Below are 12,975 nucleotides of genomic sequence, written 5' to 3'. Positions count from 1 at the left end.
AAGCACTCTCTGAGCTACAAGGGGGAAATATGCGAAACATCCGTACTCTCGCGACCGCCGGGGCCCTGACCACCCTGATGGCCGGTGCGACGGCCGCCTTCGGCCCGACCGCCTCCGCCGCGCCCAACGTCACCCCGCAGAAGGTCTGCGGGAGCGCCTACAAGACCGTGAACTCCGCCGCCGTGGGCTCCCTCGGCACGGTCTACCTGACGTACAACGCGTCGAACGGCAAGAACTGCGTGGTGACCATCCGGTCCAACCCGGGCGCGGCGAAGGAGATGTCCACGCACATCTACGTCGCCGACACCGACGAGTCGGCGGGGGACTACGGGAACTACACGTCGTACGCCGGCCCGGCCTACGTCTACGGCAAGGGCCACTGCGTGAGCTGGGGCGGCCACATCGCCAACGTGTACGTGTCCGTGGAGAACTCCAACTGCGCCGCGTTCAAGGAGCAGCGGAGCCTCGAAGTCCGCTGATCCGCGTCGCCCGCAGGGCCCGCCCCCGGCCTGCGCCGGGGGCGGGCCCTGCCAACTCTCCAACGAGGCAGGGTAATTCACTGGTTCGATGGCGTGGACACCTCGGCATTCCGTACGCTTCCCGAGTCGGGCGGACTGCTGAGGGGGAGCCACATGTCGTTGCCCAAGGGCGCCAACACGCCGATCGCGAGTGCGGGCGTGCGGGTGGAGCTCGGCTGGCGCACCGGTCCCGGGGCGCCCGACGTCGACGCGTCTGCCCTGCTGCTGACGGCGGGCGGCAGGGTCCGCTCGGACGACGACTTCGTGTTCTACAACCAGCCCGTGCACCCCCGTGGCGCCGTGCGGCACGAGGGCCGGCGCCAGGACGGTGCCGGTGTGGTCGAGACGATCCAGGTGGCGCTCTCCGCAGTGGAGCAGGACATCGCGAGCGTGGTCCTCGCGGCCTCCACCGACGGCACGTTCGGCAGGGTGGCCGGCCTCTACGTGCGGGTGCTCGATGCGGCCAGCGGTGTCGAGACGGCACGGTTCGACCCGGTGGACGCCACCACGGAGACCGCGTTCGTCCTCGGTGAGCTGTACCGGCGCAACGGCGCGTGGAAGTTCCGGGCCGTGGGCCAGGGATACGCCTCCGGTCTGGCCGGGCTCGCCACCGACTTCGGCATCACCGTCGACGAGCCCGCGCCGCCCGTCCCGCCCGACCCGCCCGTCCCCGTACCACCGGTGCGGTTGACGAAGATCACGCTCACCAAGACGGCGCCCTCCGTCTCGCTCGCCAAACAGGGCGCGACCTCCGGCGCCATGCGGGTCAACCTCTCCTGGAGCGCCCGCACACCCCCGCGCGGCTGGATGAACAAGGGCCGCGGCGCCGTCCGCCTCGAGGACGTCGACCTCGACCTCTCCTGCCTGTGGGAGCTGCAGAACGGGGCGAGCGGGATCGTGCACCCCATCAACAACCAGTTCGGCTCGTTCGACCAGCCGCCCTACGTCCAGCTGGACCACGACGACCGGACCGGCGGCAGCGAGTCCGGCGAGAACCTCACCATCAACCTCGACCACACATCGGAGATCAAGCGCCTCCTGGTGTTCGTGGCCATCTACTCCGGTGCGTCGAGCTTCGCGGGCCTGCACGGCGTGGCCACGCTCCACCCGCCCGCCGGGCCACCGATCGAGGTGCTGCTCGACGAGTGCACGGTCCCCTCACCGGTGGCGGCGATCGCCCTCATCGAGAACATCGGCGGGGAACTCATCGTCCGGCGGGAGGCGAAGTACGTACTGCTGCCGCCCGGCATCCTCAAACAGCAGGCCGTCGACCTCGCATACGGCTGGGGCCTGTCCTGGCAGCCGGCCGGCAAGGACTGACCGGCCGCCAGGTGGCCCTGAGCAGGGGCTCCTACCAGTACGTGACGGTCACCGGCGCATGGACGCCGCGCCTCGGCAGGGTGACGGTCAGGGTCTTGGAGCCGGCGTCCCACCTGTACGCGTGCGCGGACAGATGCGCGCCGGTCGCCGTGACGTGCCCGGGCGCGTGGTCCGCCGGTATCGACAGGGTCCACACCCGGTCCTTCGGCTGACCCCGGAAGGCCCCCTTCGCAGGGCTGACCGACACCGTGTGGCGCCCGCCCGACTCCTTGTACGAGATCTTCGTCGTGGCGCTCCGGACAGCACCCGGGGCACCCCCGTCGTCCTCGTAGAGGCTGAAGGAACCCGAGCCGCCCGGGGCGATCGTGAGCGTGAGATCGTCCGAGCCGGCCGCCCCGTCGTGCGCGACGTCATGCGTCCGGGCCGGCACGATCCCGCCGGCCCTGACGAACACCGGCATCGTGTCCAGCGTGGTCGTCACGTCCTGGGTGGTGCCGCCCTCGTAGGTCTTGCCGGTGAAGTAGTCCGTCCACTGCCCCGGCGGGAACCAGACCGACGTCTTCGTGGAGGTGCCGGGCGTGGTGACCGGTGCGACCAGCATGTCGGAACCGTAGAAGTACTCGCTGCCGGCCCTCGTGTACGCCTGCTGCTCCTCCGGGTACTCCAGGTACAGCGGCCGGACGATCGGCACGCCGGTCCGGTTGGCCTCCTCGGCGAGCGTGTACGTGTAGGGCAGCAGCTTCTCCCGCAGGCCGAGGAACTTCTCCGCGGACGCCGACGCCTCGTCACCGTACTGCCAGGGCAGCCGGTCGCTGTGGTTGCTGTGCAGCCGGTCGACGGGCTGGAAGGTGCCCAACTGGACCCAGCGCGCGTACAGGTCGTCGGGCAGCTTCGACGTGGTGTGCGTCCCGCCGCCGTCGGTGAACGTCTCCGAGCCCTTGAGGCCCGTCGTGTCGTTGTGGCCGCCGATGTCATGGGTGACGTTGGCCATCCCCGTCGCCGCCGACTCGGCCGGCGTGTATCCCACCTCGAACTTCAGGGTCCCCCAGGTGGAGTACGTGTCGCCGGTGAAGTGGACCGTGGTGCGCTTGTCCGCCCAGGGGCCGGTGGGCACCGCCTGCTGGCCGCTGTAACCGGAGGCCTGGAGGGAACCGAAGGCGCGCGAGAGGACGAACGGCCGGTCGAGGTGCTCACCGGTGGCGTCGGCGTACTGCTGGTTGATCCATGCGTCCGGGGTCACACCCGGCAGTGACGACTGCGCCGCGTCGCAGCACCAGTCCATCCACCAGAAGTCGTTGCCCTGCTCGTCCATGGACCGGTGCAGATCCATGTACGCCTGCAGCTGATCGGGGTCGCCGAAGTCGAAGACGTAGCAGTCCGGCCCCGCGCCTCCGCCGCAACTCCCCTTCTTCAGCTTGCCCTTGGCGGTCTTCTGCGCCTGGGCGAACTTCGGGTCGGCGGCGAGGATGCTGGGGTGCACGTTGAGGGTGTTGTGCAGGCCCTGCGCCTCGGACCAGTCGAAGAACCCCTTCGGATCGGGGAACCTGGCCGGATCGATCTCCCAGCCGCTCCACGCGTTCACGGCCTTGTAGTCGGTGTCCGTCACGAGCACGTCCAGCGGCACGCCCTCGGACCGGAACTTCGGCAGGATCGTGTTCCGGTAGTCCGCGTCGGTGCGGTCGATGTACTCCGAGTACCAGACGCCGTACGCCCAGGAGGGCAGGAGCGCGGGCGGGCCGGTGAGGGTGGCCAGGTCGCCGAGGCCCTGCTTGTAGTCGTGGCCGTAGCCGAAGAGGTAACCGTCCTGGTAGGGAGCGCCGTTGTGGCCGGAGCGCTGGGTGACCTTCCGCGACGCGGTGTCGTAGAGCGCCGACGGGGTGTCGTCGAGGAGGTACCAGCCGTCCCGGTTGAGGAGGCCGGGCGTGGTGACGGGGGCGGCGCCGTTGCCGGTGACGCCGTCGAGGCCGCGCCGGTAACCACCGAGGGCCACATGCGGCTGCGGGGCCGGGTCGGCGGGCGCGGCGACGGACACCGTGTCCGCGTTCACATGGCAGCTGTCCGCGTCGGGGCAGCTCAGCGTGACGTCGTTGGCCCCCGCCTTCAGGTGGACGGGCAGGGTGGCCGTGGACCAGGTGTCCCAGTCGTCCGTAGCGGGCAACGACAGGGTGCCGGTGGCTCCGCCCGCCGACACGGTGGCGGTACGCGTCTGGTGCCGGCCGTCGCCGCCCGCCCCGTTGGCGTAACGGACGCGCAGGGTGTACGTGCCGTCCGAGGGGACCTCCACCACACGCGTGGTGAGCGACGAGCCCTGGTTGAGTTCCGCGACGAAGCCGCTGCCGGCGAAGCCCTGATGATCGGTCGCCACCCTCGTCGTACCGTCGATGCGCCCGGCCTCCGCCTCGCAGCTCACGCCGAACCGGCAGTCCGCGATCGCCGTGGTGGACGCGGGCGGGAACGCCTCGTCCTCGCCCAGCAGCGCGACGCTGTCGACGTTGACGCTGCCGGAGTCCGCGGCGGTCCGGGTCAGGCTGACCGTGTGGTGCCCGGCGTCCAGCCGCACCCCGGTGGAGGCGACGTCCCAGGTGTCCCAGTCCGCCGTCGGCGCCAGGGTCACCCGCTGCTCGTCCCCGCCGTCCACGGACACGCTGAGCGTGCGCGGCTCCGTCTGCCCGTCACCGCCGCGCGCGTTGGCGTACCGCACCGCGAGCCGGTACGCGCCCGCCGTTCTGACATCGATGTCGGACGACAGGGAGGCGCCGGTGCTCTCGAACCCGGCGGCGAATCCGGACCCGGTGTAGCCGCGGTGGTCGGACGCCACGGAGACCCCGTCGGCCCGCAGGTTCTCGGCCTCGCAGAGCGCCCCCGGCGCACAGGTGATCCGGTGCCACGGGGCGGCGGTCACGGGGGTGTCGCCGGCGTTGAGCCGCACCGACAGGTTCTTGGCGTCGAACGGCCCGGACCCGGCCTTGTATTTCAGTGTCATCGCGCTCGTCGTGAGGGTGAGCCAGCCGCCCGACGTCTTCGCGGTGTACGCCGCCGGGGCGAAGGAGCCGCGGCCGATCGCGTTGAACGTCGCCTCGTCGGTGAACTCGCCGTCACCCGCGTACTCGGTCCGGATCAGTGTGGGCGACAGGATCTCGAACCGGGCGTCGCCGGACGTGACCGTGGGGATCCGGTGGCTGTGCGCACCGCCCGCCGACGCCGGGCCGGCCGTGCCCGTCACCGTCATGGCCGCTGCGGTGCCGAGTACGGCGGCTCCACCGATCCACCGCCTCAGCCCTTTCGGCCGCCACCGCGTTGATGGGCGTTTCATGTGCGACTCCGTTCTCACACCGACCGGCCGGCCCGCCCGCACCGCTCGTTGTGCATCGTTGGAAAGGTGTAAGCGGCATGAGAGCACGCCCATGGCGCGGTGTCCATAAGACCGACGCCGGAACCGAGTTCACGCCCCGAGGAGCGTGACGGCACACTGGGCGGACGAGGGCGCCCAGGACAGGGGAACGGGATGCTGACCGGGATCGTGATCGACGCCTGCGACGTGAGGAGCATGGCCCGCTTCTGGGCCGACGCGACCAGGGGGCGCACCGGCGGCCTGCGGCTGCGCTGCGAGCAGGTCGACCGGCCGAAGCCGGCGCACAAGAACCGCCTGCACCTCGACCTGGCCGGCGGACCGCGCTGGGAGGCGGAGACCGCGCGCCTGCTCGCACTCGGGGCGACCCGGGCCGACATCGGCCAGGGCGACGTGCCGTGGGACGTGCTGGCCGATCCGGAAGGCAACGAGTTCTGTCTTCTGCGCCCCGGGCATCCGGGCGTGCGCGCCGGCTCCGGGATCGTCGCGGTCTGCCTCGACGTCACCGAGGAGGAACGCGACGCCCAGCGGGACTTCTGGGCGACCTGGTCCGGCTGGCCCGTGGAGGAGGACCACGACCGGTGCGTGCGCCTGCGCCGGGCCCCCACCGCCCCGGTCTCGCTCGTGATGGGTCCACCCGCCGCGCCGCGGGCCGAGCGGGACCGGATGCGCCTCCTGGTCAGCCGGCCCGGCGTCGAACCGGGCACACACCGCGATCCCGGCGGGAACACCTTTCACGTCGGCGGTTGACGGCGGCGGGGCACCGCAGCCGGCAGGCGTCTCCTATCCGGCCCGACCAGTTGCCGACACCGGTGAATTAGCCGATGGCGCGGGCGCCCCGTACCCGGAACCTTGTGCGGGCAGGCCACCACATCCCCGCGTTCCCCTCAGGAGTGCTCCATGCGTCGTCGTTCACCGCGCCGGCTCCTCGGCGTCCTCGCGGCCGTCACGGTCGCGTTCACCCTCTTCTCCTCGGCCACCACGGCCGGTGCCGCCGAGACGCCCACCCCGGCCCCCGCGGCCGCCGTGCAGCCGCTGTCGACCAGCACCCCGGTCGTCTTCGTCCACGGTTACACCGGAAGCGCCTCCAACTGGACCACCGCCATGAGCGTCTTCCGCCTCAACGGCTGGTCCAGCTCGAACCTGTTCGCGTACGAGTACGACTCCTACGGCAACAACGTCACCAACGCCCAGGGCCTGGCCACGTTCGTCAACAACGTGAAGTCCAGGACCGGCGCGAGCAAGGTCGCGATCGTCAACCACTCCATGGGCGGCCTCGTCAGCCAGTACTACCTGAAGGTGCTGGGCGGCAACACCAGTGTCAGCCACCTCGCCTCCATCGCCGGCGCCAACCACGGCACCACGTACGCCGGCGCCTGCCTGATCTACACGACCTGCCAGCAGATGTACCCGGGCTCCTCGTTCATCTCCCAGATCACCTCCGGTGACGAGACCCCGGGCGACACCAAGTACGCCACCTGGTACTCGGCGTGCGACGGCATCATCCTCCCGTACACCAGCACGCGGCTGAGCGGCGCGACGAACAACAACGTGCTCTGCCAGACCCACATCGGTTACCTGGCGGACGCGGTGGTGCTCGGTCAGATCGCGCGGTTCGTCGCCTCCTGACCCCGCGAGACCCGGACGGGTCCGGCCCCCGGCGCCGCCGGGGGCCGGACCCCTTGCGCATGCCGCGACGGGGAACCGCCCCCGCCCGGTGTCCGCTCAGGCCCGCCCGCGGCGGCGGCGCAGCGCGGTGAAGCCCAGGGCGCCCGCCCCGGTCGCCACGAGGCCCGCCGCGGCCACCGCCGTCGCCGGGAGGCCGCCGCTCCCGGTCTCGGCCAGTTGCGCGGCCATGCCGGAGGGCGCCGAGGCGGTGCCGGTGCCCGCCGTGACGGGGGAGGCCGGCGCGGTCGCGGTGGCCGACGGGGACACGGTGGCGGTGGTGGAGGGGGACGGGGACGGGGTGGCGGAGGCACCCGCCGCCTTCACCTCGACCGTCGCCGACCGGCCGCAACTGGTGATGCCCCTGAACGGGATCGAACCCTCGTTGACGATCGCGCACGGGGACAGTTCCGTCTTCCCGGCCGGCGCGTCCTCGCGGTACGTCACCCGGATCTCGGCGGAGGCGCTGCCGTGCGCCGCGAGGGAGACGTCCTTGCCGATCACGTCGAAGCCGTAGACATCCGGTTCGGCGGGGGAAGTGATCGGCTCGAGCGTCGTCCACCTGCCCGAGCGCAGCACCTGGACGGTGGTGTGGCGGTTGGTGAACAGCACGTCGGTGACGTTCTCGTACGCCGACGCCGTCGGGTTGTCGACGGTCGCCCGGAAGGTGATCCCCGGTCCGCCCGCGGTCGCGGCGGCGGGCACACCGGACAGGCGGGTGCTCAGCCCCTTGACCGCCACGTCGTCCACGTCGGTGTCGCCGGCGGCGCCCGCGGCACCGTAGGAGATCATCGTCGTCAGCTTCAGGTGGTCGGTGCCGCCGTTGCTGTCGCCGTTGTGCGGGGTGCCCATGGGAAGCCCGAGACGCAGCTGGACGGTCCGCGACCTGCCGGCGGCCAGCGCGAACCGCTCGGGCAGCTCACCGCCGTACACCGTGCCGGTGATGCCGCTCAGCGGCACCGGCTTCCACGCCGATCCGTCCAGCCGGTACTCCAGGCTCAGGGCGTTCTCCGGGAGCCCGCTCCCGCCGTCGATGCGGTAGATCAGCCGCGCCGACGAGGTGTCGGAGGTGCCGGGGTTCGACGCCGTGGTGGTGAAGCCGACCGGCAGACCGCCGAGCCCGATCTCCGCGGGTGCCGCGGTGGACACGGCGAGCACGGGCATCTCGGTGTCCGTCGGCGCGGCGAGGGCGACCGGGGCCAGAACGGCCCCGGTGACGGTCAGCAGCAGCCCGGCGGCCGAGACGACGACGGACGAACGCAGGGCGCGCGCAATGGTGTTCAACATGTCCCCCGTGAGGTGTGGGCGGCGCGGCCGGTTGCCGCACCTGCTGACGGCGGGTGGGTCAGCCCGCCGTCCCGCACAGTTGGACAGGCCATTCGGGCCCCGGGTTGTGATGCCCCCTGTCACGGTTCTGTGACAGGGCCGGCGGGCCGTGGGCGCCGTCCGGCGCCCTCATGTTCAGGCCCGCAGGCCGTAGAAGCGCATCGCCGAATTCGGGGTGAAGCCGATCCGGGGATACACCGGGGCGCCCGCCGCCGTCGCGTGCAGGGTGGCGCGGGTCAGGCCCGTCGCCCGGGCGCCCTCGTACAGCGCCTTGCGCGTCACCGCCTCCCCGTACCCCCGGCGCTCCCAACGGGGATCGGTGGCGACCAGCACCACGAAGAGCCGGCCCGCCGCCTCCACCGTCGCGGCACACGTCACCGGAACCCCCTGCCGCAGCCCCAGATAGGCGTGGATCCCGCTCTTCCACAGCGAGGACCCGGCGAGCCCGTCGCGGCCCGCCTCCAGGGGGAAGCCGTAGGCGCGCGAGTTGAGATCCGCGTACGCCAGCAGCTGCTCCTCCTCGCGCACGCGGACGAACTCCAGCTCGGGGTGCGCCGGTTCGGGAAGCGGGAACAGGTCGCCGGCCATGCCCGTACCGGGAAAGGCGTACGCCAGCCCGGCCCGTTCGGCCGCCGCGTCCAGCGAGGCGCGCGCCTCTTCGTCGAGGAGCCCTTCGAAGACCCACAGGAAGCCGGGCCGCCTCTTCGCCCGCATGATGTCCGCGGCCTCGCTCATGCGCCGGCCGGCGAGTGCCGCGTCCGCGCCGGCATCGGTCAGGGTGACGCAGTTCCAGAACGCGAAACCGCAGTCGGCCCAGCGCACGGCGATCCCGGGCAGGTCCCGTACGTCCGCCCCGGCGTCCCGGTCGAGGACCATGGCCCGCCAGGCCACGGTGAGTTGTTCCATCGATTCGACCGATTCCGCGAGATCCGCCACCACGACTCCTGAAGGTTCCGAGCGCGAGAAGGACCCGCCCCGGCGCGAGCCGGCCGCGGGCCGCCGTCGCTCGGATCATAGGTCCGGTCCGGCAGGGAACGGGCCGGTTCGCGAACCCGTGCGCCTTTCGGGGAAGCGCCGGAACAACGGGCTTGACCTGGAGCGCACTTCAAGGCGGAGCATGAGGGACATGAACACCACGAACCCCCGAATCGTCCTGGGCACCATGGGCTTCGGCACGCAGGTCGACTCCGCCACGGCCTTCGCGATCCTCGACTCCTTCGTCGCCGGCGGCGGCGACTGGCTCGACACCGCGAACTGCTACTCCTTCTGGGCCGACCCCAGCGGTGTCGGCGGCGCCAGTGAGCGCGTCATAGGCGCTTGGCTGGCGGCCCGCCCCGGCGCCCGCGACGCCGTACGGATCGCGACCAAGGTGCGGCAGAACCCGCTCGTCCCGCACTCCTGGCCCGACAGCGCCGAGGGGCTGTCGGCCCGCGCCGTCCACGCGGGCATGGAGGAGAGCCTGGAACGCCTGGGAGTCGACCACGTCGACATGCTGTGGGCCCATGCCGAGGACCGCACCGTGCCCCTGGAGGAGACGGTCGGAGCCTTCGGCGAACTGGTCGCCAAGGGGGTGGCGCTGCGGGTCGGTGCGGCGAACCACCCCGCGTGGCGCGTCGAGCGGGCCCGGTCACTGGCCCGCGAGCAGGGCGCGGAGCCCTGGACCGCCCTGCAACTGCGTCACTCCCTCGCCCAGCCGCGCCCGCTCACCCCTCTCGCCGAGGGCGGCCACCGTCTGCTCACCGCCGAGGACCTGGACCTCGCCCGGGCGGAAGGGCTGGAGGTGTGGGCGTACAGCTCCCTGCTCTGGGGCGCCTACACACGCCAGGACAAGCCGTTCCCGGAGACGTACGACCACCCCGGCACCACCCGGGTGCTCACGGTCCTGGACGAGGTCGCCGGGGAGGTCTCCGCCACGAAGAACCAGGTCGTCCTCGCGTGGCTGCTGCACCAGGGCGTCGCCCCGATCGTCGGCGTGAGCCGGGTGGAGCAGGCCGAGGAGGCCCTGGCCGCCCGGGACGTCCGGCTCGACGACCACCACCTGGCACGTTTCGAGGCGGCGCGGTAGGGCGGGTCCGGCCCGGCGCCGCGCCGGACCACCCCGTGCGCCTCCGCCACCACGGGCGGCGCCCTCCGTGCCGACGGCGGGTACGCCGACTCGATCCTGCCCCGCACCCGCCCGGCTTCCACGGCCGGGAGGGAGCGGGTGCGGGGCCGTGCAGGTCCTACTCCCCGCCGTCCAGCCACGTGAGGGCGGCGCCCAGCATGGCCCGTACCCCCAGCTCGATCGTCGGGTCCTGGAGCGGCGCGAACAACGGCGAGTGGTTCATGGGCAGCCCGGCCGGGAAGCCGTGCGTGGCGAGATCCGCCGGGTCGATCCCCCCGAACGCGGCCCGGTCGGCTCCGCCGAAGTGCCAGAACACGGACGGCGCGCCGAGCTCGGTACCGAACAGACCGAAGTCCTCGCTGCCGTTGAGCGGCTGCGGGAGCGTCAGCACGGCGTCCTCACCGAGGGCGCCGCGCAGCCCGTCGATCGTCGTCGCGGTGGCGTCCACGGTGTTCACGGTGAGCGGGAAGGCGTTCAGCGGGGTGATCTCCGGCTCCTTGGGCGCGCCCGAAGCCGCCACCTCGGCACGTACGATCCGGTCCACCGCGGCGAGGACCTTCTCCCGCACGACGGGGTCCACGGAGCGGATGTTGAGCTTCAGTTCGGCCTCGTCCGGGATGATGTTCTCCTTCGTGCCGGCGTGGATCGCCCCCACCGTCACCACGGCCGCCTGCGACGCGCCGATCTCGCGCGAGACCACCGTCTGCAGCCGCATCACCACCGCCGCCGCCATCACCACCGGGTCCACGGTCGTCTCGGGCGACGAACCGTGGCCGCCGCGCCCGAACAGGCGCACCCGATAGCTGTCGGACGCGGCCATCAACGCCCCCGGACGGGTCAGCACGACCCCCGTCGGGAACGGCCCCACGTGCTGGGCGAGACACACGTCCGGCTTCGGGAACCGCTCCGCGAAACCGTCGTCGAGCATCTTCCGCGCGCCCTCGGCCGTCTCCTCGGCGGGCTGGAACACGGCGACGACGGTGCCCCGCCAGGCGTCCCGCTGCCCCGCGAGCAGCGCGGCCACCCCGAGCAGACACGTGATGTGCATGTCGTGGCCGCACGCGTGCATCACCGGCACGTCGTTCCCGTCGGGGTCGGTGGCCCGGTCCACGGACGCGTACGGCAGCCCCGTCGCCTCCAGGACCGGCAGGCCGTCCATGTCGGCCCGCAGCAGCAGGGTCGGCCCGTCGCCGTTGCGCAGCACGCCGACGACACCGGTGCCACCGACCCCCTCGGTGACCTCCCAGCCGGACTGCGCGCGGAGCCGGGCCGCGACGACGCCGGCCGTGCGCGTCTCCTGGAGCGAGAGCTCGGGATGCGCGTGCAGATCCCGGTACAGCTCGCGCAGCGCGGGCAGCAGAGCGCCGAGCCCGTCGGCGAATACGGTGGGTACGGAGGTGGTCATGACTTCTCGCTTTCTACGGGTCGGAGGGCGGGCACCGCGCCGCCGGGGTCCGGCAGCCGCAGCGACCGGCGGAAGGAGGCGGTGTCCTGCGGGGTGAGGACGGCGACGACGCCGGCTATGACGGCACCGAGCACCAGGAAGCCGAAGGCGGCGCCGAAGCCAGCCCGGTCCGCGAGCACTCCCATCGCGGTCGGCGCGACCACCCCGGCGCACTGGCCGCCGAACGTGATCAGCCCGGCGCCCGCGCCCGTGAGTCCGGGCGGCAGGCTGCGCAGCGGCACCGCGTAGACGGGCATGTACGACAGCGACGCCGCGGCGGTCGCCACGGTCATCCACACGATGAACACCACCGTGCTCGTCGCCGTCGCCATCAGGACGAGGGCGACGGCGGACACGCTCATCGACGGCACCACGATCCTGCGCTGCTGCCCCTGCAGCCGGTCCGCGAGCCGGCCGCCGATGATCACGGACACGGTGGCGGCGGCAGCCGGGATGACCGCGAGCGCACCGGCCGAGGACAGCGAGACGCCCCGCTCCTCGTTCAGATAGGACGGGACCCACGTGTTGAGCCCCCACACGATGATGTCATAGCCGAAGAACATCGCGGCGAACCCCCACATGGCGCGGGAGCGCAGCACGACGCGGGCGCCGCTCGGGGCCGGGACGCGGAGCCCGGTCCTCTCCACCCGCGGCTCGGGCAGCCACAGCTGGACCGCCGCGTACACGAACACCCCGGCACCGGCCACCGTGAAGAACGCCGAGCGCCACCCGAAGTGCGTGATCAGCGGGGCGGCCACCAGGGGTGCGACGACCGCGGCGACCGCGTTCGCGGACTGCACCACCCCGTTGGCACCCATCCGCTGCCCCGGGGTGGTCCGTTCGGTGATCGCCTTCATCGAGGCCCCGGGGAAGATCCCCTCCGCCGCCCCGAACAGGAACCGGACGACCAGCAGGATCGCGAACGACCCGGCGAACCCGGTCAGCGCCGTGAACGCCGACCAGACCAACAGCGCCCAGCAGGTCACCCGCCGGGCCCCGAACCGGTCGGCGAGCATCCCGCCGGGGATCTGGCATGCCGCGTACGCGAGGAAGAAGGCCGAGACGGCCAGGCCCTGCTCCGCACGGCTGAGGTCGAACTCCTTCCCGATCGAGGGAAGCGCGAGATTGATGACCAGCCGGTCGATGTAGTCGATCAGCCAGGCGCCGAAGAGCAGCCCGACAGTGATCCTCGCGCCGCGGTCGAGGCGCTCTCTGGTGCCGGCCGGAGCCGGGGGCGGTGGAGCCACGG

The 12,975-nt window shown here is 72.2% G+C and carries 10 protein-coding genes; 5 read left to right on the top strand and 5 right to left on the bottom strand.

Annotation, left to right across the window (positions count from 1 at the left end; all coding sequences use genetic code 11):
* The first annotated feature begins 29 nt into the window (after positions 1-29).
* On the top strand, positions 30-479 hold the full coding sequence (locus ABZ564_RS16215) for a spore-associated protein (protein ID WP_360855954.1): 450 nt from the start codon (positions 30-32) through the stop codon (positions 477-479).
* A 153-nt stretch (positions 480-632) separates the two neighbouring features.
* Positions 633-1,838: a TerD family protein gene (locus tag ABZ564_RS16210; RefSeq protein ID WP_360855951.1), complete on the top strand. Its 1,206-nt coding sequence runs from the start codon at positions 633-635 to the stop codon at positions 1,836-1,838.
* 31 nt (positions 1,839-1,869) lie between these two features.
* On the opposite strand, the gene ABZ564_RS16205 is transcribed toward ABZ564_RS16210, so the two are convergent.
* On the bottom strand, positions 1,870-5,067 hold the full coding sequence (locus ABZ564_RS16205; RefSeq protein WP_360855978.1) for a TIM-barrel domain-containing protein: 3,198 nt from the start codon (positions 5,065-5,067) through the stop codon (positions 1,870-1,872).
* 276 nt (positions 5,068-5,343) lie between these two features.
* On the opposite strand from ABZ564_RS16205, the gene ABZ564_RS16200 reads away from it, so the two are divergent.
* Positions 5,344-5,937 (top strand): VOC family protein, encoded by a 594-nt coding sequence (locus tag ABZ564_RS16200; RefSeq protein WP_360855948.1) that lies wholly within the window; start codon positions 5,344-5,346, stop codon positions 5,935-5,937.
* Positions 5,938-6,087: 150 nt separating this feature from the next.
* Positions 6,088-6,816 (top strand): alpha/beta fold hydrolase, encoded by a 729-nt coding sequence (locus ABZ564_RS16195; protein WP_360855945.1) that lies wholly within the window; start codon positions 6,088-6,090, stop codon positions 6,814-6,816.
* A 96-nt stretch (positions 6,817-6,912) separates the two neighbouring features.
* Here ABZ564_RS16195 and ABZ564_RS16190 read toward each other — a convergent pair whose 3' ends face one another.
* Together ABZ564_RS16190 and ABZ564_RS16185 are read right to left on the bottom strand one after the other, a co-directional pair.
* Positions 6,913-8,139 carry a hypothetical protein gene (locus tag ABZ564_RS16190; RefSeq protein WP_360855942.1) on the bottom strand — a complete coding sequence of 409 codons (1,227 nt, stop codon included), beginning with the start codon at positions 8,137-8,139 and terminating at the stop codon, positions 6,913-6,915.
* A gap of 174 nt (positions 8,140-8,313) precedes the next feature.
* The gene (locus tag ABZ564_RS16185; RefSeq protein WP_360855939.1) at positions 8,314-9,114 is read right to left on the bottom strand and encodes a GNAT family N-acetyltransferase; all 801 of its coding nucleotides are present in this window, start codon (positions 9,112-9,114) and stop codon (positions 8,314-8,316) included.
* Positions 9,115-9,304: 190 nt separating this feature from the next.
* Here ABZ564_RS16185 and ABZ564_RS16180 point away from each other — a divergent pair, with 190 nt between their 5' ends.
* Positions 9,305-10,243: an aldo/keto reductase gene (locus tag ABZ564_RS16180; protein WP_360855936.1), complete on the top strand. Its 939-nt coding sequence runs from the start codon at positions 9,305-9,307 to the stop codon at positions 10,241-10,243.
* Between the two features lie 157 nt (positions 10,244-10,400).
* Here the strand turns inward: ABZ564_RS16180 and ABZ564_RS16175 are convergent, their stop codons facing one another.
* Positions 10,401-11,687 carry an amidohydrolase gene (locus tag ABZ564_RS16175; protein WP_360855933.1) on the bottom strand — a complete coding sequence of 429 codons (1,287 nt, stop codon included), beginning with the start codon at positions 11,685-11,687 and terminating at the stop codon, positions 10,401-10,403.
* Positions 11,684-12,973 carry an MFS transporter gene (locus ABZ564_RS16170; RefSeq protein ID WP_360855930.1) on the bottom strand — a complete coding sequence of 430 codons (1,290 nt, stop codon included), beginning with the start codon at positions 12,971-12,973 and terminating at the stop codon, positions 11,684-11,686. Before ABZ564_RS16170 ends, ABZ564_RS16175 begins: the two co-directional genes overlap by 4 nt.
* Positions 12,974-12,975: the final 2 nt, after the last annotated feature.

Origin of the sequence: Streptomyces sp. NPDC019224 (assembly GCF_040632605.1) — a bacterium.
Lineage (GTDB): Bacteria > Actinomycetota > Actinomycetes > Streptomycetales > Streptomycetaceae > Streptomyces.
The sequence above is the reverse complement of the archived record's forward strand: the minus strand, read 5'-3'. Positions and strand labels throughout refer to the sequence as shown.

Coding starts and splice junctions, on each gene's coding strand:
- ABZ564_RS16205 (WP_360855978.1), bottom strand. CDS start 5,067: ATGACGGTGACGGGCACGGCCGGCCCGGCGTCGGCGGGCGGTGCGCAC.
- ABZ564_RS16210 (WP_360855951.1), top strand. CDS start 633: ATGTCGTTGCCCAAGGGCGCCAACACGCCGATCGCGAGTGCGGGCGTG.
- ABZ564_RS16175 (WP_360855933.1), bottom strand. CDS start 11,687: ATGACCACCTCCGTACCCACCGTATTCGCCGACGGGCTCGGCGCTCTG.
- ABZ564_RS16180 (WP_360855936.1), top strand. CDS start 9,305: ATGAACACCACGAACCCCCGAATCGTCCTGGGCACCATGGGCTTCGGC.
- ABZ564_RS16195 (WP_360855945.1), top strand. CDS start 6,088: ATGCGTCGTCGTTCACCGCGCCGGCTCCTCGGCGTCCTCGCGGCCGTC.
- ABZ564_RS16215 (WP_360855954.1), top strand. CDS start 30: ATGCGAAACATCCGTACTCTCGCGACCGCCGGGGCCCTGACCACCCTG.
- ABZ564_RS16200 (WP_360855948.1), top strand. CDS start 5,344: ATGCTGACCGGGATCGTGATCGACGCCTGCGACGTGAGGAGCATGGCC.
- ABZ564_RS16190 (WP_360855942.1), bottom strand. CDS start 8,139: ATGTTGAACACCATTGCGCGCGCCCTGCGTTCGTCCGTCGTCGTCTCG.